Source organism: Acinetobacter sp. FDAARGOS_559 (assembly GCF_003940475.1).
GTDB lineage: Bacteria > Pseudomonadota > Gammaproteobacteria > Pseudomonadales > Moraxellaceae > Acinetobacter > Acinetobacter baumannii.
Window position 1 is genome coordinate 435,762 of sequence record NZ_RKJG01000005.1, and the last position, 26,277, is coordinate 462,038.

A 26,277-nucleotide genomic window follows, 5' to 3' on the forward strand; every position below is an offset into this window, starting at 1 on the left:
AAAGCACATAAAAAAAGGCCCATCGTTAGATGAGCCTTAAGCCAATTAAAGCTTAAATTCCTGAAATACAAATTATTACTGGGTAGTAATAACCTGCGCCGACCATTCTATCTTAATGCAATACATTATTTAAATATAATATAAGTATATATTTACGCTCGTTTTTCCAACAAAAAAAACCTGTTTTTTAGAGTTAAAAACTCAATAATGTTTATTTTTAATTAAAATTCACAACTTTAAGTTAAACAAAACTTAATAAATTTTGAAATTTTATTTATAGGTAAAACATTATAAAAAAATGCTTAATAGTTCGGCTATATCTAGTGTTCAGGATGAATCAATTATAGGAATATTTTAAGTTTAGCAATAACTTCAAGCACTTTTTTACTATTTGGTAAAGCTATCTCACTAAAATTACAGAATTTACGCAAACACTCTAATAGAAAAAAGATATTAAAAAAATAAGGGCAAAAGAAAATTTAACCTTTTGCCCTCTTTCATTATTTCTCTAAACTATATGCGATCACATAATCACCATGGTCTGGGGACTGTCGTGCACCACCCGCGGTAACCACTACATATTGTTTACCTGTTTTAGGTGAAACATAGCTGATTGGTGTACCTTGACTACCTACTGGCATACGTGACTTCCACAGCTCTTTACCTGTAGATGAATCAAAAGCACGCAAGTAATAATCTTGAGTTGCAGCAAAGAAAACTAAACCACCTTGAGTTGCCATTGGCCCACCAATAGTTGGCATACCAATCGGTGCTTTCAAGCCCATCTTAATACCAAGTGGTCCAGTGTCCTCAACTGTACCAAGTGGTACTTGCCATGCAATCTGACGAGTTTTCATGTCAATTGCTGTCATGGTACCAAACGGTGGTTTTTGACAAGGAATACTTAAAGCGGACATAAAGCGGTTTTTATTCACTTTATATGGTGTACCTTTCATTGGTACAGCACCCATACCTGTATTTACTTTTTCGCCACCACTCGCCTGAATCTTAATATCTTCAGGTGTTTGTTTAATGAGTTGAACCCATAAACCAAGACGCATATCGTTTACGAACATGTAACGATGTGTCGGGTCAAAAGCAATACTACCCCAGTTCATGCCACCTAAAGAACCAGGGAAGCTTAATGAAACATCAGTACCCGGTGCAGTAAATAAACCTTCGTAACGCATTGACTTAAAGTTAATACGACACATGAGCTGATCAAACGGCGTTGCACCCCACATATCTGACTCAGTTAAAGTCTGATTACCAATTTGAGGCATTTCAACAGAACGTGGTTGAGTTAAACTGTATTGCTCACCCGGAATATTTGCCGCTTTCACTGGCTGTTCAATTACTTTAGTTAGCGGTTTACCAGTTATGCGGTCAAGGACAAAGAATTGACCTGATTTGGTTCCAATCACAACAGCTGGCTTAGTCGTACCATCTTTTAATGGAAAGTCGACTAGACTTGGTTGCATTGGTAAGTCAAAGTCCCATAAATCGTTATGAACAGTTTGATATACCCACTTTTCTTTACCCGTTGTCGCATCAAGTGCCAAAACAGAAGTATTGTATTTGTGATCTAACGGATTACGGTTACCACCCCAAATGTCGACAGATGAACTACCCATCGGTAAAAACACCGTATTCATTTGTGGATCATATGACATTGCAGCCCAAGAGTTTGCCGAACTACGTTTATAGGTTTCACCCGGTTTAAGAACATAGTTAGGATCTGGATTACGCGGGTCAAATGCCCAGCGAAGTTTACCCGTGATCACGTCATAACCACGTATTACACCACCCGGCATATCTGCTGCCACGTTGTCTGCAATACGGCTACCCACCACAATAGTTGTTCCGGCAATAGTTGGTGCAGAAGTCACTTCAAAACGTGGAGCCTTAGTCCCACCACCTAAGCCTTCGAGTAGATCAACCGTTCCATTTACACCAAAGTCCGCACAGCGCTGACCATTATCTGCATTGACTGCAATTAAACGGCCATCTGGCGTATTGGTATATACACGACGTGGACAGGCTGTGTTGTTGGCAACAGTAGTGACTGGAGTTGCACCAGCTAAAGTTGGTTGCACCAGTGGTTTAGTTGAATCGAAGTATGCAACACCACGGCAACGTTCCCAAGCATCGGCTTTTGAGTTTACCTCAGCTTTCCAGATCTGTTTGCCCGAGTCAGCATCTATGGCAAAAATGTTGTTATGTGGCGTACATAAAAAGACTTTATTTCCAACTTGTAGTGGCGTCATTTGATCTTCGGCACCATTACCGCTACCCGTTGTAAAATCACCTGTTCTAAAGCGCCAAGCTTCTTTTAGTTTATGAACGTTATCTCGGTTAATTTGATCGAGAGCAACAAAGCGACTACCACCCGCATCATTTCCATAATTTTCCCAATTCACCTGTTTTTTTGCAGGGTCAACTGGTACTAAAGGTAGTTTTTCACCTGAGCTTGCTACTGTCGGATGCGGTTGGAACATTTGATAGAGCGCAATTAACATACCCACAACGACTAAGCCACCTACTGCATAGGCTGAAGATGCCAAACTAGTTTGAAATTGGTAGCGTCGAATTGAAGGTAAGGTAAATAACAACGCAGCAAAAAGACCAGCAGGAAACATTAACCGCGAGAATAACGGCCAAAATTCCCATCCAGCATCAATGAGTGACCAAATTACGGTACCAACAAAAACAGCCGCAAAAATCCAGACACCCAGCGCTTTTTTCCGGAAAATACTAATTGCTGAAATGGTTATAAACAGTCCTGAGATAAGGAAATACCAAGAACCACCGAGAGATACTAGCTTTCCACCGCCCACGATATAAAAAATACCAGTAGCCAATAAAGCTAAACCTAAAATAAAACACCATATTTTGAATAAGATATGAAACTTAGAATCTGACTCAGACATAGATCCTACTCCACATATACTGAACCCGAATAGTTCAAGCATTTGGGCCAGTTAAACTATGTCTAACCAGCCATCAATATTATTAAAAATTAACTTTTACACTCAGGCCTGCCACCCAAGCATCATCGACTTCTTTCACACCAGCAGGTTGATGGATATATTGAATGTTTGGACGTAACATGACGGCCGGAGACCATTGATAGGTATAGTTCAACTCGACATTTAACTCGTCGTCTTGAATTGGAATATAGTCAGATGCAATCGGATCATAGCTATAGTATCCGCGGCTTTCGTTTGTCGCGATCTGTTTATCTTTAGCACGATCATTGACTACATAATTGGCAATACCAAAGCCAATCGAATCATTTGGACGGCTATCAAACGGTCCCTTATACCAAAGAGCAAGCTGTTGCGTACTTTGAACAAAAGTCGTTGCTTTATCATTTACAACGCCATTAAAACTTACATATAAACCGCGTTTCGGATCTTGGCCGGCATGGCTAAGTTGTTGCTGTGCATTAATCCAGAAGCTTTGTTTTCCGTGATGCACTTTACCCGCAGTTTTAATATCATTTGCTTCTGCGGTTGAGTACAGCGCACCTACTTTATATTCACCCGGTAAACCATTAAAAGCAGCAAGTTTTGGTTTCCATGCAAGTTCAACTGGTATGGTAGCACCCTTGACGTTATTCATATCCAGATTAAAACCATCACTATTTGATTCGGTTTTAATATTGTCTGGATTGACCTCATACACACCAACACCTAAAGTCCACTCAGGTGCAAACTGATATTTAACGTTTGCAGCCCAAACACCGACTGGTGAGTTATACCAAATTGAACCAATTGATTTTCCTAACTGCCCACCGCAAAGCAATAAGTTCTGAAACTCACATTGAGAACTATTAAAGTCCTCTGACATTCCCATACGACCAAATTTGACCTGTACAGTATTATCAACAAAGCCCTTCTTCACCCATGCTTGGGATAAACGCCAAATTTTCCCGCGACCATAAATTTCTTGAGCATTGCCCAATTGGCTAGAACGTGGGTCTTTAATACGCTCAAGAGTTAATGCATTACCGTCACGTTTAGTCACGACTAGGCTCGCTGTTGTATCTTTCCAACCAGCAATTTTTTCTAAATCGAAGTTGGCACCTAAAGAAAGTTGTGCGGCATTTTCAAAAGTATTGCTGTCGTTATAACCACCCTCTAAATTGGTGGCAGCTTGACTCATGATAGAAGCCGTAAATTTATAGCCCTGTTGCTCTAATTGTTGGCGTTTTCCATTCCAGTCGCCTAGCAACCATTGACGGTCTTGTGACCACGGCTCATTTGCAAGTGCAAATTGGCTGCCCAATATAGCAATTGTTAGCATACTCAATTTCATTACATTTGGCATTTCAAGTCCCTTTTGTCTTTTCTGAAATGCGCCCCTGTTTTGAGGCGCTTTATTTTTTGTTATTTAACTTGCACAAACCCGAGTTCAGATGTAGCACCAAAGCGATCAGTCACATTTGCTGTAATTGAGGCAACTTTGACTGTTGGTTTCCAATTGGCTTTTGCTTTACCTTCGGTATCTGTAGCTACTGTTATTGTTCCTAAATATTGCTCAGCTTCTTTTGATACTGTATTTTGGTTGCCAAAAAACTCAACTTGATAGCGTTGATTTGGTAAGCCATTAACTTCTACTGTAACTGAACCTTTATTCGCTGTTAACTTAGGAGCTTTAATACCCTGATTCGGCTGAGCATTACAGCCCTGTTGATTTGGCTGAGTACATGTCTTTTGAAGCTTAGATGGTTCAATCACCACACCACCACCACGAGAACCAACAAACCCTTCATGCTCAAGTGCGGGTACTCCAAATACAATTGCCCCTAAACGCTGATCTGGTACACATGAACCACCTGCTTCACAACGTTTAATATCTTTACCATTGTCCCAAATCAGGTTTTTAGTTAATGTAATTCTTGCATTTGCATCTTTTTCAGAGCGGATGGCTACACCAATACGGTTACCATGTACTTTATTGCTATCAAGAATGTTGCCATCACCCGTCATATTGAAACCAATCGAGTTATTGGTCATTTCGTTGTAGGCGATATAGTTACGTTTGCCCCAGTTAATCTGTAAACCATCTGAATAGTTTTCGAATTTATTACCAACTACGGCATTGTCATTACCCCACAAAATTTCAATACCTTGTGATGGTTCAGGATTTGCTTTGGTTGAAACAAAATGGTTATTCGCAATTAAGTTAAATGCTGCACCACGTGTCAGTTCTAAGCCATCACCATTGTCTTGGAAAATGTTGTCTAAAACTTTGTTGTTATTAGTCGTAGTTGCGGTTGGGTTACCTTTACCATCATCACCCGTCAACATAACACCTGCACCACCATAGTTATTACTAATACGGTTGTGTTGAATCAGGTTATTGCTCGAGCGGTTAATCAATACCCCAATACAGAAGCGATGAATGTCTAAACCTTTTAAAGTGACATTGTTGACGTCACGCAATACCAACCCCGGTAAAGTCATAGTACGTACATTGGTGCCGTACTGCTCAGGGTTTGCACCTGGACAAGCTTTTGCACCTTCGCCTTTAATATAGTTTGAACCATCAATTGCGATGTATTCGCCAGTTTTATCCCACTGAGTACCAATGATTTTGACGGGTGCTTTAATTTCAGGAAGTGCACTATTTAATTTAATCGCATAAGGTGCTTTGCCTACTGCTTGAATCAAGATATCGCTAGCTTCGCTTGGGTTTGCATTGGCTTGTTCAATTGCCCAGCGTAAAGAGCCTTTATTGCTATCATCTTGATAACGGTCAACCACATAAGTTTGAGCCGCAGCTATGCCTGAAACCATCAAACCTAATGCAAGAGTAATTAAACGTAATGTATTCATTTCATCATATCCTTATGATTTACGGGTTTGTTGGTTGAACGGTTTGTAAAATCTGTTTGAGCTTAGTTACATCAATTTGACCCGGTGCAGAAGCCTGACCAATCATGCCAAAGCTATAACTTCCGCCCATATTGGCAGTCGCAACACGAGAAATCGTACCTAATTGCCCCATCGACATTGTCAATAATGGCTTAGTGGTTTGCTGGCTTACTTTTAAAGTTGCGTTCATTAAAGTGAAGACATCTTGTTTAGATTTAGGCATTACAGCAATTTTGAGAACATCTGCGCCCATTTGATCTTGTTTTAACAAGCGTTTTTCAATTTCATCTTGGCTTGGTGTTTTTTGGAAGTCGTGATTAGACATGACAACGAGCACTTTCTTTTGATGTGCTTTTTGAACAATTTCTGAAACTACTTTTTGATCACGGAACATTTCAACATCTAACCAGTCCATGAACGGATTCTTTAAATAAGCCTGATAAGTCTTACCATAATCAGCATCACTAATTTCAAGCTGGCCCCCTTCGTTTTTGGTACGAATAGTGGCAATCATTGGCTTATTGCCTAAAATCTTTTTCAGCTCATGACCTAAGGCAATGACTTGTTTTGTATCGCTGGCAAAGCTTAATAAATCGATACGGAACTCTGCTAAATCAGCATCTGCTGTATTTGCAATGACTTGAGCTTGTGCCAATGCTTGTTCTTTAGTTTTTGCGGTAATCGGAACAATCGTTTTAACGGCTGTAGCGGCAGGTTGTGTCTGAGCAGCTAAAGCAACAGGTTCAGCATTTACCTGTGCTGTAAAAAATGGGAGTGCAAGCAAACTGAGGCTTAATAATGTTTTCATGTTCATATCGTTCATCCTTAAAAAGGCTACACGCATCCTTGAATAATCAGGTGTAGCCTTAGGTGTTTCTTAAATATCAAAAAATACAGTTTCGTCATCGCCTTGAATACGAATATCAAAGCGGTAAACAACTTCACCATTTTCTTCAAAACGTTTTGCAATAAGAGTTTGGCGACGTGGGGCCCATTCAATGCTATTTAGAATTGGATCGTTAGCATTTGCCTCTGCTTCATCTTCAAAATAAACACGTGTATGAAGACCCAAGTTAATACCGCGAGCGAAAATAACTAACGCAATATGTGGAGCTTGAGTTGAACCCTTACGACCTGCTGTCGCGCCCGGTTTAATCGTATTGAAACTCCAAACGCCTGTTTCAAAATCGGCACCTGTACGGCCCCAACCCTGAAATGCCGGGTCAGCTTTTTGCTCACGCGTATCTGCCTGACTTGGATAAATACCGTTCGCATCAGCCTGCCAAATTTCAATGAGTACATCACGTAGCGGTAAACCTAATCCGTCAAATACTTGACCTTCAAGACGAATACGCTCACCTTTTGTCTGGTCTTTAACTAACTGGTTATTAAAGTTATTTTCAAAAACTTCAATACCGGCCTGTTGTGGCAATAAACCAATGTGAACGTAAGGACCACCTGTTTGAGATGGAGTTTCTTTTAATTCCTGAAAATTCCAGTTGTTCATGCTCGTGCTCCCGATTAAGTCAAATCATTTTCGAAGTAAGTCGCTCGACGTCCACGTAAAGTGATGTCAAAACGGTAACAACGGCTATCTGCTTCGATAAAGTTGTTTTTATCTTCTAGTGCAATCAAGGCACGACGTTGATCTTCAGACGGAATCGTTTTTAAGATCGGGCAAGTATCAATGAGCGTATCGCCCTCAAAATAAAACTGTGAAATCAGACGCTGCGCCCAACCATCAGCGATTAAAGAGAAATGAATATGGGCAGGACGCCATTCATTAATACGGTTACGCCATGGGTACGGACCCGGTTTAATGGTACGGAAAATATAAAAACCGTTTTCATCAGTTAAGGTACGACCACAACCACCAAAGTTAGGGTCCATTGCACCAATAAACTTATCGTTTGGATGACGGTAACGACCAGAAGCGTTGGCCTGCCATACTTCTAGAAGTGCATTTTTTACAGGACGACCAAATTGGTCACGAACATAGCCATGAACAATGACACGCTCCCCAATTGGCAAACCATCTTTGGCATAGTTCAAAATCAAATCGTTATCTTTTGGGCCAAACAGGTTTGAAGAAAAATGCGGCGCAGTGACTTCAGTTAAAGTCTCATTAATTGAGATCAATGCATTTTTTGGCGAACGTAATACACTTGTTTTATAACCTGGCGTATACGCTGGTGGATGATCATCTGTATTACGTTGGGCGTAAGCACCCCAGCTATGTTGTGACATCTTTATCTCCTTAATCCTGTTCTTTCGCTGCAATTGGGTTTACTTCTATCCCCAACTCTTTAAAGACTTCTTCAGCCATATGCATTGCAGCGTTTGCAGCAGGTAAACCCGCATAGAGTGAACTGTGTAAGATCAGCTCTTTTAAATCTTCTTTAGTTACACCGTTGTTGAAACAAGCACGTAAATGCATGCGTAGTTCATCTTCACGGCCCAGTGCCAATAAAATTGCGATAGTCACTAAACTACGGGTATGACGTGGTAAGCCTGGGCGAGACCACACTTCACCCCATGCATAACGGCTAATAAAATTTTGGAAATCTTGGTTAAAGTCATTTAGGTTCTGCAAAGACCGACCAACATGTTTTTCACCCAAAACTTCAGTCCGCACCTCAATGCCTTGTTTATAGCGTTGTTCATCATTCATTGTGATAGACCTCTATTAAGTTGCATCGGTATGCGCAACAATTGATTTAATAAATACCGCAACAGCAGCAGCGGTCGCTGGAATGAGTAATAAACTAAGAATGGCGGTAAACGACCAATCATTGCCGAGTAACACAGCTCCAATCCACGCACCAAATACCGCACCAAAACGCCCAATACCCGTCATCCAAGACACACCAGTTGCGCGGCACTGCGTTGGGTAGAAACGAGCGCTTAACGCCGGCATCGAAGATTGCGCACCATTAATGGCGATACCCGCACAAAGTACCAATACTGCAAGTAAGGTTGAGTTGCCTAAGCTTTGACCGACAGCAATTGCAAATAGACCTGCGGCAAAGTAGAAAATGGCGATAACTCGGTTCGGGTTGAATTTGTCCATTGCCCAACCAATAAACAATGCACTCACTACACCGCCGAACTGGAACAAACCGCCAATAAATGCAGCACGCTCCATCGAAGCACCTGTTTCACGCATAAGTGTTGGTAACCAACTTGTTAGCAAGTAAACAACCACGAGTCCCATGAAGTAAGTCACCCAAAGCAAAACCGTACCTTTGGCATATGGCTTAGAAAACATAATTCCAAAGACATTTTTCTTTTGAACAACTTCTGTTTTTTCTTCAGGCACATGAAATGCTGTCGCATTTTGAATCTGTGCTGGTGCAATATGGTTTAAGATTTTGCGTACTTTTTCTGGATTCTTGCCTTTCACAATTAAAAAGCGGTAAGACTCAGGTAACACCAAAATCACTAAAATCATTAAAATTAAAGGTGACCAGCCGCCGAGCAAAAATAAACTATGCCAACCGTAGGTCGGGATAAGCCAACTGCTAATAAAACCACCTGTAGCCATACCCAAGTTGTAGCCACAGAACATACATGTCACGAGTAATGAGCGAATGCGGGTTGGACAGTACTCAGAAAATAAAGTGGTCGCATTCGGCATAGCTGCGCCAAGCCCAATACCTGTCAAAAACCGTAAAACGACAAGGCTATCCAAGTTGGTTGCATAAGCAGATGCCAAGGTGAACCCACCAAATACAAGCATCGAAAAGGCTAAAACAATTTTGCGGCCAAAGCGGTCAGCTGTCGGGCCAGAAACTAAAGCTCCAATAATCATTCCACCAAGTGCGGCACTCATCACCGGCCCTAACTGAGAACGGTCAACGCCCCAGTCCTGAGCCAAAGCTGGAGCGATAAAACCCATTGCAGCAGTATCAATACCATCAGTAAAAATAATTAAGAAACAGATGATTGCGATCATCCATTGATACTTACTGAGTGGAGCATCATTAATTAATGCTTGAGCATCGATACTTTTGCTTGGTGCAGCGTAATCCTGAGACGCCATATTTGCCTCCTTAAGGCCAATTCCTTTTAAATTACTAAGCGATTAGATTTGCTGAATAAATCTAGTCAATTCCTGAGTAAATCTTTGTGGTTGCTCAATATTAGAAAGATGAGATGCTTCAAGTTTTGCAAGCTGGCTATTATTAATTGCTTTCTGCATAAATTCGGCATCTGCCACTGTCGTTACCGGATCTTCTGTTCCTGCAATCAGTAGCGCTGGAATTTGAATTTGTGCAATTTCATCTCTTAAATCAGCATACGCTAAAGCACGACAGGCATTCGCATAACCTTGTGCTGGTGTGTTTGCGAGACTTTGAATCGTTGTCTGTGCAACCACATTATGTTGATAGTCAAATTTTTCACTGAACCAGCGGGTATGCGTAGTTTTAACTAGCTCGGCTAAACCATTTTTTTCTACCGATTCAGCACGACTTAACCAAGCCTCAGTCTGACCAATTTTGGCTGCTGAGTTTGCAACCGTAATGCTATTAAAACGATTTGGATGATGAATACCCAACCAAAGCCCTGTAATTCCGCCCATTGATATGCCGCAAAAATGAGCTTTTTCAATATTCAAGGCATCTAAAATATCAACAACATCTTCAGCTAAGTTTTGCAATGTGGTGTCACTAATTACATCACTTTCGCCATGACCACGTGTGTCGTATGTAATGACATTAAAATGACTTTTTAATTCATTCAGCTGAGGTTGCCACATACCATGGTCTGTTCCTAATGAATTAGAAAACATAAGCACAGGAGCATCTTTTAGACCATCTGTATAAACTGCTAACTGTTTTCCTTGACGATTGCTAATAGTCTGTTTCACTTTGACTCTCCTTGTGCTTCTTTCAAAACCGCATCAATCTGTTGCTGAATATTGCCTAAATAGTTTTCTGGTTTGAAAATATTCCTTATCTCTTCTTGGCTAAACTGCCCTTTTATTTCATCTAGTTGGCTAACAACATCAAACAAATGCTCATTTTGTGCTACTGCTGTTTTACATGCAGCTTCAACTAAATGATGAGCATTTAAACGACCAATTTTGGGAGCAAGTGCCATCATCACCGCTTCTGCCATAATTAACCCGTTGGTACACTCAAGGTTCTGTTGCATATGCTCAGCATTAACTTCAAAACCTTGTAGAACTTCACCAGTACGGCTTAATGCTCCAGCACAAAGCTGAAAGATTTCTGGAACTGCTAACCATTCTGCATGCCACGCACCTAAGCTACGTTCATGTTCCTGTACCATGCTTTGATAAATGCTAGACATCAGTGCTGGTACACGATTCGCCGCGGCCAATACGGATGCTGCCGCAACTGGATTACGCTTATGAGGCATGGTCGATGAACCACCACGACCCTTTGCGGTTGGCTCAAACAACTCTGCAATTTCAGTTTGCATCATGAGTGACCAATCCCGTGCCATCTTGCCCGTATTCCCGACAATCATGCCAAGCACACTTGCAATTTCTACAATACGATCACGCTCACCATGCCATGTACTTGTTGGTACAGTCAGATTCAGTTGCTTCGCAAATGCGCTGACCACAAGCGAACCTTGGTCTTGCAATGAAGCCAACGAACCCACAGCACCGCCTAACTGAGCAGTGAGCACACGTGACTTCATAGCTTGTATACGATCTAAATCACGTTTAAATGCAGAAGCCCAACGAGCAAGCTTATGCCCTAAAGTAATAGGTAAAGCTTGCTGTAACCATGTACGCCCAATCATGACTTGATGGCGATATTGTTTAGCTTGTTGTAATGCTGTGGTGTAGCACTGTTGAAGTTGACCTTCCACAATTTTCAACGCATCACGGCATTGCAAAATACAAGCTGTGTCTAAAATATCCTGACTGGTTGCTCCCCAATGCATATAACGCGAAGCATCTTCATCAGTATCTTTAACAATTGCCGTAAGCTGTTTTACAAATGGAATTGCGATATTCCCAGCTAAGCCAGTTGCTACCGCCAAAGCCGAAAAGTCAAACTTTTCTAACGCCTGTTCAGCTACTTGGGCAATGGTATTTGCTGCATTTTGAGGAATCACGCCAACTTGTGCCTGCGCTTGGGCTAACGCAACTTCAACCTGAATCATGTAGGTGATTAAAGATGAATCACTAAAGATTTCAGTGACGTCTTTTTGGTAAAACAAGCTGGCATATAACTGGCTCATGATTAGACTCTCTCAATAATCAATGCGATACCTTGACCTACCCCAATACACATTGAACACAAGGCATAACGGCCACCTGTTTGTTCAAGCTGGTTTAAAGCTGTCGTCACAAGACGTGCACCTGATGCACCAAGTGGATGACCTAAAGCAATGGCACCACCATTTGGATTTACCTTGTCAGAGTTGTCTGGTAAGCCTAAATCACGGGTCACTGCCAAAGCCTGTGCAGCAAAGGCTTCATTGAGCTCAATTACATCCATTTGCTCTAAAGTCAGGTTGGCTTGTTTAAGTAATTTTTTAATGGCTGGTGCTGGAGCAAAACCCATAATGCGTGGTTCTACACCTACAGCTGTCGAAGCAATGATCTTGGCACGTGGTTTTAGGTTGTAAGCCTGAACTGCATCATCAGAAGCAATCAGCAGAGCCGCTGCACCATCGTTAATGCCTGAAGCATTCCCCGCAGTAACTGTGCCATCTGCTTTAACCACAGGTTTAAGTCTGCTTAAACCTTCAAGTGTGGTTGATGCACGAGGATGCTCATCGGTATCAATCACCACCGCATCACCCTTACGCTGAGGGATTTCAACTGCCACGATTTCTTTAGAAAAAAAGCCTTTGGCTTGCGCGCTTGCGGTGCGTTGTTGGCTCACCAAGGCAAACTGGTCCTGATCTGCACGATTGACATTGAACTGTTCAGCGACGTTTTCAGCAGTCTGGGGCATGGTGTCTACACCATACAATTCTTTAAGTTTAGGGTTAATGAAACGCCAGCCCATGGTGGTGTCCTCAATCTTCTGGCTACGGCCAAAGGCACTGTCAGACTTACCCATCACATAAGGTGCACGGCTCATGCTTTCCACACCACCAGCAATTACTAGATTTGCTTCACCTGCTTTAATGGCACGGGCAGCAATAGCAATGGCATCGAGTGATGAACCACACAAACGGTTAATGGTGGTTGCTGGAACCTGATACGGTAACCCAGCAAGCAGTGCTGACATACGGCCGACATTACGGTTATCTTCACCGGCTTGATTGGCACAGCCATAGATCACATCATCGACCTGTTCCCAATCTACACTTGGGTTACGCTGCATGAGCGCTTTAATCGGCACAGCGCCAAGGTCATCGGCACGGACAGGCGCAAGGCCACCGGCATAACGGCCAAATGGAGTACGGATGGCATCGATGATATAAGCGTTTTTTAATGTCATTTCCCTACTTCCTTACCCTTGAGTCGCATCAATCAAAGTTGCACCGGTTAAAGCCTGTAACTCATCAAAGCTAAGACCTTCAACTTTCTCAATCACCTTTAAACCATCTTTAGTCACATCAATCACACACAGGTCAGTGTAAATACGGTCAACACAGTGTTTACCCGTTACCGGATAGGTCAGCTCAGCCACAATCTTTGGCTCACCTTGCTTGGTTACATGGTCTGTAGTGATAAATACTTTCTTGGCACCAACCGCCAAATCCATCGCACCACCAACAGCAGGAATCGCATCCGGCGCACCCGTGTGCCAGTTCGCTAAGTCACCATTCGCTGCCACCTGAAATGCCCCAAGCACCGCAATATCAAGGTGACCACCACGCATCATGGCAAATGAATCGCCATGGTGGAAAAAGCTGCCGCCTTCAAGCATAGTCACAAACTCTTTACCCGCATTAATCAGTTCAGGGTCTTCTTCACCCGCAGCTGGCGGTGGGCCAAAAGCCAACAGGCCATTTTCAGAATGTAGAAAGACATCTTTGTCAGCAGGTAAGTAGCTGGCAATCTTGGTTGGTAAACCAATACCCAAGTTCACATAGGCACCATCTGGAATATCTTGTGCCACACGTTGTGCAATCTGGTCACGGCTGAGTTTCTGGTAGCTCATGTTATTTCTCCTTATTGCTTACTGTGCGGGCTGTACTTGTACAACGTGCTGTACAAAGATACCTGGGGTAATGATGTGTTCCGGGTCTAATCCACCCAGTTCAACCACTTCAGAAACCTGGGCAATGGTGACATTGTTAGCGGCAATGTAAAAATGACCCCCCAACAGCATTTGAAAATTGACCCCCTTGGTTAATATAGTGGTCTTTTTGGACTGCTCAACATGTTAACTTTGGAGCAAGCAGTGACAATCCAAATACTTCATCAACAAGGTCAATCTATTAAGGCAATTAGCCGCGAACTCGGTATTTCTAGAAATACTGTGCGTAAATATTTACGATCTCAAGTAACACCTAAATATCAACGAACACAATCTAAAGTGAGTATTCTTGAGCCTTATAAACCGTATTTAATCAAACGTGTAAATGCCGCCGATCCAGAATGGATACCGGCTGCAGTGTTGTATCAAGAAATCTTGCAAAAAGGCTACACGGGGAAAATTAGAACACTACAAAATTATCTCAATACATTAAAGCCAACTAAACAACCAGAGCCGATTAAGCGATTTGAGACTCAACCAGGTCAACAAATGCAGGTTGATTTCACAAAAATTCGACGTCATCACACCACATTAAAAGCATTTGTTGCAACTTTGGGATACTCTAGAGCAACCTTTGTTAAGTTTTATGATCATGAACGTTCTGATGCATGGATTGATGGCTTAGAAAGTGCTTTTCAGTTCTTTGGTGGTGTTCCTAAAGATGTATTATTTGATAATGCTAAGGCCATTATGATTGAACGTGATGCTTATCAAGATGGTCAACATCGCTGGAATGCTAAATTACTTGATTGTGCTAAGAAATATAACTTCCGACCACGTGTTTGTAAGCCATATCGTGCGCAAACAAAAGGTAAAGTAGAACGCTTTAATAGTTATTTGAAATCAAGTTTTATCGTGCCATTAAAAGCAAGTTTAAAGGTGGTTGACCTTAGCTTAGATGTTGATATGGCAAATGCCTATATTGGTCGATGGCTTAGTGAAACAGCAAATCAACGCATTCATGCAACAACTAAAGAAAAACCAAGTACTCGTTTGCTTGAAGAACAACAATATTTTTCTTCATTACCTTTATTTAATGATGGTTCTAAAAAATCTGTAATTGATGATGTTAGCCCATCATCACTCATACCTCATGAGAGTGTTCAACACCCCTTATCAATCTATGATGAATTACTGGAGGTTTCTTAATGAATTTACAGTATGAGCGTATTGAACAGCTTTGCCGTCAGCTTGGTCTACAAACAGTGGCATCACAATGGTCACATCATGCACAACAAACCTTAGCAAAGGATGGCAGTTATGCAGATTTCGTTGAAGCTATGCTATTACATGAATACACAGCCAAGCAGCAACGTAGTCAACAGATTCTTTTACAACTTTCAGGTCTTACTCAAATCAAAACGTTGGAGGCTTATGATTTTAATTATGCTTTAGGTGCTCCAAAGTCGCAGTTGCTTGAACTATTTAATTTAAGCTTTATTCCAAGAGCTGAAAATGTTGTATTTATTGGTGCAAGTGGTGTTGGGAAAACACATCTATCAATGGCTTTAGGCTATAAGGCAATTATGAATAATATTAAGACTAAGTTTATTACTGCAGCTGATTTAATGTTGCAACTTAGCCTAGCTTATCAACAAGGTAAATTAAAAAACTACATGCAACGTGTTGTACTTGCTCCAAAGTTATTGATTATCGATGAAATAGGATATTTACCATTTGGTCGTGAAGAAGCAAATTTATTTTTTAATGTTATTGCCAAGCGCTATGAAAAAGGCAGTACGATTTTGACCAGTAATTTACCATTTAGCCAGTGGTCTAAATCATTCGCAGATGATGTTACTTTGACAGCAGCAATGTTGGATCGTTTATTACATCATTGTCATGTTGTACAAATATCTGGGGAAAGTTATCGTCTAAAAGATAAAAAGAGAGTAGGAATTCAACCACAAATTGAGTCTTAATAAATCATCAAAGGGGTCAATTTTACTTTGCTGTTTTAAGGTAAAAGGGGTCAGTTTTAAATTGCCGTTGACAACATCAGCAGCCATGGCCATGATCGGGCCAAAGTTACGGGCAGATTTACGGTAAACCAGATTGCCCCAGCGGTCGCCCTTGTAAGCTTTAATCAGGGCAAAGTCAGCCTTGATCGGATACTCAAGCACATAGTCTTTACCATTAATATGACGGGTTTCTTTACCTTCGGCCAAAAGTGTTCCAAAGCCAGTAGGTGTAAACACCGCCCCAAGTCCCATACCTGCTGCCTGAATACGGCACGCCAGATTGCCTTGTGGTACCAGTTCAAGTTCAACCTTTCCGGCACGGTATAGTTCATCAAACACATAAGAGTCCGACTGACGTGGGAAAGAGCAAATCACTTTTTTAATTGAACCGGCTTTGAGCAGTTTAGCCAGACCATAATCCCCATTACCGGCATTGTTGCTCACAATGGTCAGGTCCTTAACACCGAGTTCAATCAGACCGTCAATGAGTTCAGCGGGTTGTCCTGCGGTACCGAAACCACCAATCAGAATGGTTGCACCATCTTTAATCTGCGATAGAACCTCGCTTAGTGAGGACTTACTTTTGTCAATCATTAGACAACTCCATTGTGCTCATTGAAGAAGAGAGAGGTAAGAGATTTAGGCACACTGAGGCGAGAAGAATAGATAAATATTTCACTCAATCCCGAGTGTTTCCCTTAGATTTCCCTTTTAAACATTTTTGATAATTTTCAGATTTTGATCTAGTCAGCTATATATAGTTTTGTTCGATTTAGGATTTTTTTGTTCGACTATCGAACATTATCTAAGTAAATTACTTATTCAATCTTACAAATACAAGTTGTAAAAAAATACTAATTATTTTGGATAGATATGTAGAAACACCATATTCACTTAGGCTATTTTATAGGTAAAAAATTACCATCTATCCTGTATATAAAATCTTAATTTTGTGATTGTAAAATCAAGCGAGCAAGTTCTAAATCATCGGGGTAAGTAATTTTTATATTATCAGAACGCCCCATGACCACCAGTACACTCTCTCCTATAGATTCAAGTGCACTCGCCTCATCAGTAATAGTCAAATTATTTTTTAGCGCTGTTTCTATCGCTTTTTTAAGAATTCCGATTTTAGCAATTTGAGGAGTTTGAGCTTGCCACAACAGCTCTCGACTCACTGTTTTGTCAATTTGCTGTTCCTGATTCACTTGTTTTAGCGTATCGCGTACCGGAATTGCCAAAATAGCACTCTGGTTAGTCTCAATTGCATTTTTAATAAGAGTATTCAAGCATTCGAAAGTCACGCAAGGCCTTGCTGCATCATGTACTAATACCCAATCATCCTCATCTGCAATCTGTGATAGATAATTCAGCGCATTTAATACCGAATGCACACGTTCAACGCCACCATTACAAAAATGCGCTTTATGCTTATCTTGAAAAGATAAAGTTGAGGCAAAAGTATCTTGTTTTCCAATTGCCAAAACATAACCCGTCAGCGGAAGCTGACTTAAACGCTTAACCGTATGTTCTATAACAGTAGCATCTTGAATATATTGGTATTGCTTTAATTCAGTTTTGGAAAACCGACTTCCTGAACCAGCCGCAGGGATAACTGCCCATAATTTAGTCTGGGATGTCTGGTGATGGAGGTGTCTCATTAGTTTCCAAATCTACTTTAGCGTTCGGGTCAATATAAATAGGTTTGTAATGGGTACTAATTGTACTCATTTGAACAAATGTCTCATGTGGCTTAACCAAACCTAGATCTAGGCGAGCATGCTCTTCTATCGCCTCCGTACCATTCTTTAGGTCGAAAACTTCAGCTGCCAAAATACGGTTTCGCTCTTTAAGCTCGTCATTTACTTCGGCTTGTTGTTGAATCTGCTGCATAAGCGCTTGATGAGGAAAATAACCACCCTCACCTAACCAAAACTGATATTGCAATATAGCCACTAAAACAATAACCAGTAGCAATATAAGTTTGCTTGAAGTGGAACGAAATACTTCTAACATAGCATTAAGAGCTTTAATTAAAAACTTTGATTAAGTTTTTGTATTGTATGACAATTTACAAGCAGCATGCAAAATTCCTGCAAAGTTCCTGCAAAACGATGAATGGTCATATTACTTTAAATTGACCATTGTGACATGTTTCATTTTGTCAAAATTCAACTCAATTGGAAAGGAAAATAATGTTTATGAACACAACTGCTTATAAATCAATCTATGCATATAAAAATACTTCTAATTAACAAAAAAAGCATCTCAGTAAATATAAAAAAGCTTCCTGAAAGATATAAAGAAATAGATTCTCTGAACATAAAGACTATCTTCTTACCACCAATGACCAAAGTTTAAATATTGTATTACTTACAATGCTTGATTCCGGCCGTAGTTTTATTCAAGATGATAAATTAATAAAACAGAATTTTTTTAAAATTTAATAGCTGTATCGTCATTTTTTTCAGGCTCGGCCCTTCTATTCTATATATGAGATTTATATCTTTTAATTTCATATAACAATACACATATATCAATTTCTTAACCAATAACCACTTAAAAAGTATATTTTTTTTAATTTTATTCTGATATGAATTTTAAATGTATTTTTTATACATATTTAAACAAGTGAGAAAAAGATGGATCTTTCTAATATTCTTATAGGTGACACAACGTGGTCCTTTGTTTTAGAAATTTTGGTCCGTTGTACCATCATGTTTATCATTATCATTAGTTTTCTAAGGCTATCTGGTAAACGTGGTATTCGGCAACTCTCCTTATTTGAGCTTGCCATTATTTTATGTTTAGGTTCTGCTGCTGGCGATCCTATGTTTACTAAAGATTTACCGATTGCCCATGCATTGATAGCTTTTATCGCTATTCTTTCTCTATATCGTCTGGTCACTTGGGGTATGGTAAAACATAAAAAAATTGAAGACTTATTAGAAGGAAAAGCGCTCTGTGTCGTTAAAGAAGGCCTTTTAGTCTACAAAGATTTCCAAAAACAGACCTATTCTCATGATGAGTTTTTTTCGGAAATGCGCCAACAAAATGTTGAACATTTAGGCCAAGTCAGAACAGCCCTGCTTGAATCAGATGGTATTCTGAGCTTGCTTTATTATGAAGATGAAGATGTCAAATGGGGACTTCCTTTATTCCCTGATGCTTATCGTAAAGCAGAAGTTCTTAAAATTAATACTTTTTATTCCTGTATGAAATGTGGCGAAACTAAAATTTTAAATAAGCTAGATCAAGAATGCTCTCGTTGTCATCACCACAGTTGGGCTGAATCTTTAAAAACCCGGCGCTTAGGGTAAATAAAAAGTGCTATTTCTAACACTTAGAAATAGCACTTATATTTAGATATTAATTTTTCATCAATATTTAAATATATAAAGCTTTATTCAAAAGATTAGTTTAAACCTTTGAATTCAGCTTTACCGCGGTAAACCGCTTTAGTTAACTCTTCAATACGAAGCAATTGGTTATATTTAGAAACACGGTCAGAACGGCAAAGTGAACCAGTCTTAATTTGACCTGCTGCTGTACCTACTGCTAAATCAGCAATAGTTGAATCTTCTGTTTCACCAGAACGGTGAGAAATAACAGTAGTGTAACCATTTGCTTTAGCAAGGTAGATTGCATCTAAAGTTTCAGTCAATGTACCAATCTGGTTATATTTGATCAAAATTGAGTTACCAACTTTTTCATCAATACCACGTTGTAAAATCTTAGGATTAGTTACGAATAAATCGTCACCAACCAATTGGATTTTATCACCAAGAATTGAAGTTAAGTAACTCCAGCCTTCCCAGTCAGACTCATCCAAACCATCTTCAATAGAGATAATTGGATACTGCTTAACAAGACCAGCTAAGTAATCAGCAAATTGATTGCTTGTAAAAGACTTGTTGCCTTCACCTTCAAGAATATATTGACCATTCTTGTAGAATTCTGAAGATGCACAGTCAAGTGCAAGCATAATATCTGAACCAGCTTTATAACCAGTTTGCTCAATTGCTTGAAGAATTACTGTAATCGCTTCTTCATTTGAACGAAGGTTAGGCGCAAAACCACCCTCATCACCTACAGCTGTGTTCAAACCTTGTTTCTTAAGAACTGATTTCAAAGAATGGAATACTTCTGCACCAGCACGTAATGCTTCAGCGAATGAAGTGAACCCAACTGGCTCAATCATGAACTCTTGAATATCAACAGTGTTATCTGCGTGAGCACCACCGTTCAAAATGTTCATCATTGGTACAGGCATAGTCAAAGTAGTTTGACCACGTAAGTTAGCAATGTATTGGAACAATGGAAGTTTTTGTTCAGCTGCTGCTGCGTGAGCTGCTGCTAAAGATACCGCCAAAGTTGCATTAGCACCTAGTTTAGATTTGTTTTCAGTGCCATCAAAAGCAATCATTTTTTCATCAAGCGCTTTTTGTTCAAAAACACTTTGACCAACAAGCAATTCATGAATTGAGCTATTTACATTCTGAACAGCAGTACGAACGCCTTTACCTAAGTAACGAGATTTGTCGCCGTCACGAAGTTCTAAAGCTTCACGAGAACCAGTTGAAGCACCAGATGGTGCACATGCACGACCAACCACCCCAGATTCTAAGATGACGTCTGCTTCGATGGTTGGGTTACCACGAGAGTCCAAAATTTCACGTGCACGAATGTCAACGATTTGGCTCATGAACAATTCCTCAGTTGAATGAATAACGCGATGCAAATTCCTGCATCAATGAGTATCTAACTTTTTGAATCCTTTAACTAAAGTATCCAATTCTTTTAGTTGTGCCAAGAATGGCTCAAGCTGTGACAAGCGCAATGCAGATGGTCCATCACATTTCGCTTTATCTGGATCTGGATGAGACTCTAGGAATAATCCCGCTAAACCTGTTGCCATACCTGCGCGCGCTAAAGTTGTAATTTGAGCACGGCGACCACCAGCTGAATCTGAACGACCACCTGGAGTTTGTAAAGCATGAGTCACGTCAAAGAATACAGGTACATTCATTTCTTTCATGATGTCAAAGCCAAGCATGTCTACAACTAAATTGTTATAGCCAAATGCTGAGCCACGCTCACAAAGAATAAGTTTGTCATTTCCCGCTTCTAAACATTTATGCAAAATATGGCGCATTTCATGAGGAGCCAAGAACTGTGCTTTTTTAATGTTGATAATAGCTTGGGTTTTCGCCATTGCTTCAACAAGATCAGTTTGACGGCTTAAGAAAGCAGGAAGCTGGATAATATCAGCGACTTCGGCAACTGGCGCTGCCTGATATGGTTCGTGAACGTCGGTAATAATTGGTACATTAAAATGTTTTTTAATGTCGCCTAACCATTCAATACCTTTTTCAAGTCCAGGACCACGGAATGAATGCAAACTAGAACGGTTTGCTTTATCAAAACTCGCCTTAAATACATAAGGAATATCTAGGCGTTTACAAATATCAATATAAGTTTCAGCAATTTCAAAAGCTAAATCTTTTGACTCGAGTACGTTCATTCCGCCAAATAATACAAATGGCAAATGATTTGCCATTTGTATATCGCCTAAACGTACAACTTCTTGTGGTTTTAATTGTGACATTTAAACTTTCCCAGTTTATTTTAAAATCGCATTACTTACTTTTTTGGTGCTGTGTTTTTGCAGCGTCAATAAAACTAGCAAATAATGGATGTCCATCACGTGGTGAACTTGTAAATTCCGGGTGGAATTGTACAGCAATAAACCAAGGATGTTCAGGAATTTCTACAGTTTCAACTAAATGTTGCGCTGAAGAATAACCAGAAATCTTCATGCCCGCTTGTTCAATCGCTTCAATGAAACGATTATTCATTTCATAACGGTGACGATGACGTTCGGTAATCTCAGCTTTTCCGTAGACTTCACGAGTTTTTGTGCCTTCAACCAATTCTGATTTTTGTGCACCTAAACGCATTGTTCCGCCTAAGTCAGACTCAAGGCTACGCTGTTGTAATTCACCGCGCTCATCTAACCATTCGGTAATTAAACCAATCAATGGATATTTTGTAGAGCGGTTAAATTCTGTAGAAGAAGCTTCTGGCATACCTGCAACATGGCGAGCATATTCAATAACAGCCAACTGCATACCCAAACAGATTCCCAAGAAAGGAATACCATTTTCACGTGCGTATTGAATAGCTTTCATTTTGCCTTCAGTACCACGCTCACCAAAACCACCAGGAACTAAAATCGCATCAGCTGTTTTCAAAATAGAAACATCTTGACTTTCAAGCTCTTCAGCATTGACATAATCAATTTGTACTTTTACGCGATTTTTAATACCAGCATGTAACAATGCTTCGTTTACGGACTTATAAGCATCCGGTAATTCAACATACTTACCGACCATTGCTACACGTACTGTGTATTCTGGGTTAAGTAATGCTTCTACAACATTATCCCAATCAGTTAAGTCAGCTTCCGGTAAATCAGTAAAACCAAAACGTTCACAAATCAGGTCATCTACGTTTTGCTCATAGAAGCCACGTGGAATTTGATAGATCGTTTTCGCATCTTTACACACGACAACCGCACGAGCCTCGACGTTAGTGAATAACGCGATCTTACGTTTAGTGTCAGCATCAACATCATACTCAGTACGACAGATAAGAATATCTGGCTGAATACCGATTGAAAGTAACTCTTTTACAGAGTGCTGAGTTGGTTTGGTTTTTAACTCTGCTGCCGACTTAATATATGGCAACAAAGTTAAATGCATAAGCATGGTACGTTTATGACCAAGCTCAACCATTAACTGACGAACCGACTCCATAAACGGTAAAGATTCGATATCACCTACGGTACCACCGATCTCTACGATAGCAACATCATAACCTTCGCCTGCGCGGAGTACACGTTCTTTAATATTGTCAGTAATATGAGGAATAACCTGAACTGTACCACCTAAGTAATCACCACGACGCTCTTTATTTAAAACGTCTTGATATACACGACCACTAGTGAAGTTGTTTAGTTTGGTCATTTTCGCGCGACGTAAGAAACGTTCGTAATAACCCAGATCCAGATCTGTTTCTGCACCATCTTCGGTAACAAAAACTTCACCATGCTGGAATGGGCTCATTGTCCCTGGATCGACATTAATATAAGGATCCATTTTAACCATTGTGACTTTTAAGCCACGAGCTTCCAAAAGTGCAGCAACAGAAGCAGCAGAAATACCTTTACCTAGCGATGAAACCACACCACCAGTGACAAAAATAAAATGGGTCATTAAGTTTCTCGTACAATCAAGCCGAAATCGGCCTACAATGTTTGGCAATTTTACTGTACTCTGCCCCTATAAAGCAAAGTCAAACCGCATCAATTCAAAGAACAATAAACAACTGGTTATTCTATCAGCATTTTTAATAAAAAATTAGCTCAATCTGACATGATTTTTTCATAGCTATTTACTGTTATAATGCCAATTCCTCAATTAAATGTTGTTTAGGGCAATGGCAAATAAAAAACTTTTAATCTGTGCTGCAATTGCGGCTGGACTATTGTTAACCGCATGCGTTAAAAAAGAGACACCGAAAGAAGAAGAGCAAGACAAGATTGAAACTGCTGTTTCAGAACCTCAACCACAGAAGCCTGCAAAATTTGAATCTTTAGAGAGTGTAGATACTCAAGAAGCTCAAGTTCAAGAGCAACCACAAGTTGAAGTTCATCGTGAAGAAACTGCTAACACGACAACTGAAATTCGCCGTGAAACTCGTCCTGCGCGTTCTGATGAATCTTCACAGACACAAGTTGCTGAACAACCTAAATCTGAGACACCAAAAGTAGAACCTAAACCAGAAAAAAAACCTGAGCCTAAAGCTGAACCTAAACCGGAAAAAGCTCAGTCAAAACCAGCTGCTAAGGCAACTGAACCTGCGAACACAGAAGATGATGCCGTTGCTGCTGCTATTGCTGCTGCAACACCAGCACTTAAGAACTAAGCTTCTGTTCAAGAATGCCCAAATTATTTTTTTAATTTGGGCATTTATATAAATAGTCATAATACAAATAAATTTAATTTTATTACTTTTTGTCTTTAAAGCTCTCCTGTCTATCATTTTAGGACAATCTATTTTCAATCATTCGAAATTTATTGACTCCAATCTAGTCTGCTTATAATTTTTATTAACAAGTTCCTTTTTGGAACTTAATCTAAAAGAAGATTGGAGCAAGAAAATGAAAACAGCTTTAAACCGTACACCAGCCTCTTTTCCTGTCCGCCGCATGGACTACAATTTTGAAGATACTCCGCGCTATTGGTGCAATCATGAGCCTTCTCTCACCCACTATTTCACGGGTCTTTCAACTTTATTTCCTGAAGGTGAATCATACTTTGTTAGATCTGTCCGTGCTTTACGAGCTAAAGCCAAAGAGAATGAAATTCTAGACAGAGAAATAGGTGCATTTATTGGTCAAGAAGCAATGCATTCTAAAGAACATCATGCTTTCCATGTCAGTGCACAACAATATGGTTTAAATCCAGAATCACTAGAGAAAGCTACAGGTATTGTTCTTAAAGCTATTGAGAAAGTTTTTAGTAAAAAATGGAATTTATTGGTAACTGTTGGATTAGAACACTATACAGCTGTTCTGGTAGTCAGCATGATGCAATCTGTAAATGAGCTTATGACCGACAACACTATTCGCAACTTATGGTTATGGCACAGTGTTGAAGAAACCGAGCATAAAGCTGTTGCATTCGATTTATATCAACATCTATATGGCAACGGATTAGATGCATATATTCCACGTGTTGCAGTTTTTACATTCAGTTTAGTTCTGATTACAGCCTTTTCAACTATTTACCATATTGTTCTAATGAAACGAGATAAGCAACTGACCAATTTCAAAACTTGGCGCAACTTTTTTAACTTTGCGAGCAAACAATATAAAGTGTTGATTCCTAAATTTCTTGAATACTACCGTTTTGATTTTCACCCCAACCAGACAGATGAAAAAGCTTTAGTTGCCGCTACAAAAGTAAAACTTGGAATAAGTGATAGATCACCCCTCTTATCTTAAAGTATAAAAAATAAAGCCCGAGATCTGGGCTTTATTTATATTCAAAGATTATCTATTTATTATGTTCAATTAAAAAATAATCAGCCATGAGACGTGCTGCCCACGATGTACTGCGCCATCCCTCATAAAATGCACAATGACTTCCTTTTTTCGTTGTCACCACAGCAACATTGCTCATCTGCTGAATTGGCTCTTTATATGGCTCTAAATTTTTAATAGAACATACAGGGTCATCTTCAGCATTCAAAATCATTAAAGGAATTTTAATATTTTCGAACACATAAATCGGGTTAATAGATTTACAGTAAGTTTCATAATCTTCAAAACCCGCCATCTCGAAGTATTCTTTTTCAAATTCTTCTAAATTGGTTGCTGATAAAACTTTCTCTAAAGATGCAATCTGACTCCATGTATTTTGGTACGGATAAATAAAATACTTGAAGAGCTTCTTAGTCATCATTTTACTGTAAAAAGGATGGACATTTTTAAAACCAATTTCTGTGTTATAGCCCGGACACATCGCAAAAGCAGCTTTAAAAGGTGTATCTTCGCCTTGTTCACCCAAATAACGAACTAGCAGCCCCGTACCGGCCGAAGAACCTACCGCATATAAATCCGATGCCGGAAATAAACTTTGAATATGGTTAAGTTGTTCTTTTAAATCACTTGTAGAACCAAAAAGAGAAATTTGGGGCACAGGCATTGGCAAACCTGCGTGACCACGGCGCAGGCATAATGCAATTCGCCAGCCTGTGTATTGATTTAAATCACGTACCAATTCACGCATACTCTCAGGTGTACCTGTAATGGTATGCATAATTACAATTGTTGGTGTATCTGGAGGTAAGTTATAGCCATACCAAGCAATTGCGGTAATACCACCATCACTCATAGTGAGTTGATCAATTCGATCATATGCCAACTTTATTGTTTGTTTTCTAATAAGATCAAAATAAAGTAAGTGAACATGACTATTTGTGAGCCAAGGCGTAGGACGATATTTCTGTTTAAGTTGAGGTAGCTTATCCAAAATATCTTTTATTTTTCCTTGAGGATGATAATAGACTTTTGGGTGCTCAGCGCCCAATACTAAATCGAACAGCTCCGAACCGAAATCTTTAATTTTATTAAAAACAGATATGCCCATATCCAATAACTACCTA

At 39.9% G+C, this 26,277-nt stretch carries 25 protein-coding genes; 5 read left to right on the top strand and 20 right to left on the bottom strand.

The features are described from left to right. Nucleotides 1–500: 500 nt before the first annotated feature. The 13 genes from EGS71_RS03555 to EGS71_RS03615 form a co-directional block, all read right to left on the bottom strand. The gene (locus EGS71_RS03555) at nucleotides 501–2,930 is read right to left on the bottom strand and encodes a glucose/quinate/shikimate family membrane-bound PQQ-dependent dehydrogenase (RefSeq protein WP_000004216.1); all 2,430 of its coding nucleotides are present in this window, start codon (nucleotides 2,928–2,930) and stop codon (nucleotides 501–503) included. Nucleotides 2,931–3,012: 82 nt separating this feature from the next. After that, entirely contained in the window at nucleotides 3,013–4,332 is a 1,320-nt protein-coding gene (locus EGS71_RS03560; protein WP_001134233.1) for a carbohydrate porin, read from the bottom strand. Between the two features lie 59 nt (nucleotides 4,333–4,391). Next, nucleotides 4,392–5,843, bottom strand: coding sequence for a NosD domain-containing protein (locus EGS71_RS03565; RefSeq protein WP_001094691.1), 1,452 nt, complete (start codon nucleotides 5,841–5,843; stop codon nucleotides 4,392–4,394). Between the two features lie 19 nt (nucleotides 5,844–5,862). Further along, nucleotides 5,863–6,690 carry a type I 3-dehydroquinate dehydratase gene (aroD, locus tag EGS71_RS03570; protein WP_001986093.1) on the bottom strand — a complete coding sequence of 276 codons (828 nt, stop codon included), beginning with the start codon at nucleotides 6,688–6,690 and terminating at the stop codon, nucleotides 5,863–5,865. Between the two features lie 69 nt (nucleotides 6,691–6,759). Next, on the bottom strand, nucleotides 6,760–7,389 hold the full coding sequence (gene pcaG, locus EGS71_RS03575) for a protocatechuate 3,4-dioxygenase subunit alpha (RefSeq protein ID WP_001067202.1): 630 nt from the start codon (nucleotides 7,387–7,389) through the stop codon (nucleotides 6,760–6,762). A 14-nt stretch (nucleotides 7,390–7,403) separates the two neighbouring features. Next, nucleotides 7,404–8,129 (bottom strand): protocatechuate 3,4-dioxygenase subunit beta, encoded by a 726-nt coding sequence (pcaH, locus tag EGS71_RS03580; RefSeq protein ID WP_000077912.1) that lies wholly within the window; start codon nucleotides 8,127–8,129, stop codon nucleotides 7,404–7,406. A gap of 10 nt (nucleotides 8,130–8,139) precedes the next feature. Then, on the bottom strand, nucleotides 8,140–8,553 hold the full coding sequence (gene pcaC, locus EGS71_RS03585) for a 4-carboxymuconolactone decarboxylase (protein WP_000997505.1): 414 nt from the start codon (nucleotides 8,551–8,553) through the stop codon (nucleotides 8,140–8,142). Between the two features lie 15 nt (nucleotides 8,554–8,568). Beyond that, on the bottom strand, nucleotides 8,569–9,924 hold the full coding sequence (locus EGS71_RS03590) for an MFS transporter (protein ID WP_000168120.1): 1,356 nt from the start codon (nucleotides 9,922–9,924) through the stop codon (nucleotides 8,569–8,571). Between the two features lie 42 nt (nucleotides 9,925–9,966). Next, nucleotides 9,967–10,752 (bottom strand): 3-oxoadipate enol-lactonase, encoded by a 786-nt coding sequence (gene pcaD, locus EGS71_RS03595; RefSeq protein WP_000814783.1) that lies wholly within the window; start codon nucleotides 10,750–10,752, stop codon nucleotides 9,967–9,969. After that, a complete protein-coding gene (locus tag EGS71_RS03600) occupies nucleotides 10,749–12,104 on the bottom strand; it encodes a 3-carboxy-cis,cis-muconate cycloisomerase (RefSeq protein ID WP_000080986.1) in 1,356 nt (451 codons plus the stop codon). Before EGS71_RS03600 ends, pcaD begins: the two co-directional genes overlap by 4 nt. 2 nt (nucleotides 12,105–12,106) lie before the next feature. Beyond that, nucleotides 12,107–13,318 (bottom strand): 3-oxoadipyl-CoA thiolase, encoded by a 1,212-nt coding sequence (gene pcaF, locus EGS71_RS03605; protein ID WP_000172927.1) that lies wholly within the window; start codon nucleotides 13,316–13,318, stop codon nucleotides 12,107–12,109. Nucleotides 13,319–13,330: 12 nt separating this feature from the next. Continuing rightward, nucleotides 13,331–13,984, bottom strand: a complete 654-nt coding sequence (locus tag EGS71_RS03610; protein WP_000121783.1) for a 3-oxoacid CoA-transferase subunit B — start codon at nucleotides 13,982–13,984, stop codon at nucleotides 13,331–13,333. A gap of 18 nt (nucleotides 13,985–14,002) precedes the next feature. Further along, complete coding sequence (locus EGS71_RS03615) at nucleotides 14,003–14,155, bottom strand: CoA-transferase (protein ID WP_002010363.1); 153 nt, start codon at nucleotides 14,153–14,155, stop codon at nucleotides 14,003–14,005. Between the two features lie 51 nt (nucleotides 14,156–14,206). Between EGS71_RS03615 and istA the strand changes: the two genes are divergently transcribed. Beyond that, on the top strand, nucleotides 14,207–15,232 hold the full coding sequence (gene istA, locus EGS71_RS03620) for an IS21-like element ISEc57 family transposase (protein ID WP_002009888.1): 1,026 nt from the start codon (nucleotides 14,207–14,209) through the stop codon (nucleotides 15,230–15,232). Further along, nucleotides 15,232–16,005, top strand: coding sequence for an IS21-like element ISEc57 family helper ATPase IstB (gene istB, locus EGS71_RS03625; protein WP_001053381.1), 774 nt, complete (start codon nucleotides 15,232–15,234; stop codon nucleotides 16,003–16,005). Before istA ends, istB begins: the two co-directional genes overlap by 1 nt. Here istB and EGS71_RS03630 read toward each other — a convergent pair. From EGS71_RS03630 to ftsB, 3 genes are all read right to left on the bottom strand, one after another. Then, the gene (locus EGS71_RS03630) at nucleotides 15,958–16,638 is read right to left on the bottom strand and encodes a 3-oxoacid CoA-transferase subunit A (RefSeq protein ID WP_002010081.1); all 681 of its coding nucleotides are present in this window, start codon (nucleotides 16,636–16,638) and stop codon (nucleotides 15,958–15,960) included. The two genes, istB and EGS71_RS03630, sit on opposite strands and share 48 nt — an antisense overlap. Nucleotides 16,639–16,988: 350 nt before the next feature. Further along, the gene (gene ispD, locus EGS71_RS03635) at nucleotides 16,989–17,705 is read right to left on the bottom strand and encodes a 2-C-methyl-D-erythritol 4-phosphate cytidylyltransferase (protein WP_001216213.1); all 717 of its coding nucleotides are present in this window, start codon (nucleotides 17,703–17,705) and stop codon (nucleotides 16,989–16,991) included. After that, complete coding sequence (ftsB, locus tag EGS71_RS03640; protein ID WP_000895054.1) at nucleotides 17,671–18,060, bottom strand: cell division protein FtsB; 390 nt, start codon at nucleotides 18,058–18,060, stop codon at nucleotides 17,671–17,673. Before ftsB ends, ispD begins: the two co-directional genes overlap by 35 nt. A gap of 626 nt (nucleotides 18,061–18,686) precedes the next feature. Here ftsB and EGS71_RS03645 point away from each other — a divergent pair. After that, nucleotides 18,687–19,364, top strand: a complete 678-nt coding sequence (locus tag EGS71_RS03645; RefSeq protein WP_000366082.1) for a DUF421 domain-containing protein — start codon at nucleotides 18,687–18,689, stop codon at nucleotides 19,362–19,364. A gap of 95 nt (nucleotides 19,365–19,459) precedes the next feature. Here EGS71_RS03645 and eno read toward each other — a convergent pair whose 3' ends face one another. Genes eno through EGS71_RS03660 form a run of 3 tightly spaced genes read right to left on the bottom strand, consistent with a single transcriptional unit; the run spans nucleotide 19,460 to nucleotide 23,321 of the window. Continuing rightward, the gene (eno, locus tag EGS71_RS03650; protein ID WP_000078452.1) at nucleotides 19,460–20,749 is read right to left on the bottom strand and encodes a phosphopyruvate hydratase; all 1,290 of its coding nucleotides are present in this window, start codon (nucleotides 20,747–20,749) and stop codon (nucleotides 19,460–19,462) included. Between the two features lie 45 nt (nucleotides 20,750–20,794). After that, nucleotides 20,795–21,652 carry a 3-deoxy-8-phosphooctulonate synthase gene (gene kdsA, locus EGS71_RS03655; RefSeq protein ID WP_000080538.1) on the bottom strand — a complete coding sequence of 286 codons (858 nt, stop codon included), beginning with the start codon at nucleotides 21,650–21,652 and terminating at the stop codon, nucleotides 20,795–20,797. Nucleotides 21,653–21,683: 31 nt separating this feature from the next. Beyond that, on the bottom strand, nucleotides 21,684–23,321 hold the full coding sequence (locus EGS71_RS03660; RefSeq protein ID WP_000148658.1) for a CTP synthase: 1,638 nt from the start codon (nucleotides 23,319–23,321) through the stop codon (nucleotides 21,684–21,686). A 223-nt stretch (nucleotides 23,322–23,544) separates the two neighbouring features. On the opposite strand from EGS71_RS03660, the gene EGS71_RS03665 reads away from it, so the two are divergent. Beyond that, nucleotides 23,545–24,033, top strand: a complete 489-nt coding sequence (locus EGS71_RS03665) for a hypothetical protein (RefSeq protein ID WP_001284531.1) — start codon at nucleotides 23,545–23,547, stop codon at nucleotides 24,031–24,033. Between the two features lie 235 nt (nucleotides 24,034–24,268). Continuing rightward, entirely contained in the window at nucleotides 24,269–25,114 is an 846-nt protein-coding gene (locus tag EGS71_RS03670; protein ID WP_000844945.1) for a metal-dependent hydrolase, read from the top strand. A gap of 52 nt (nucleotides 25,115–25,166) precedes the next feature. Here EGS71_RS03670 and EGS71_RS03675 read toward each other — a convergent pair whose 3' ends face one another. Next, nucleotides 25,167–26,261, bottom strand: coding sequence for a YheT family hydrolase (locus EGS71_RS03675; protein ID WP_000513042.1), 1,095 nt, complete (start codon nucleotides 26,259–26,261; stop codon nucleotides 25,167–25,169). Nucleotides 26,262–26,277: the final 16 nt, after the last annotated feature.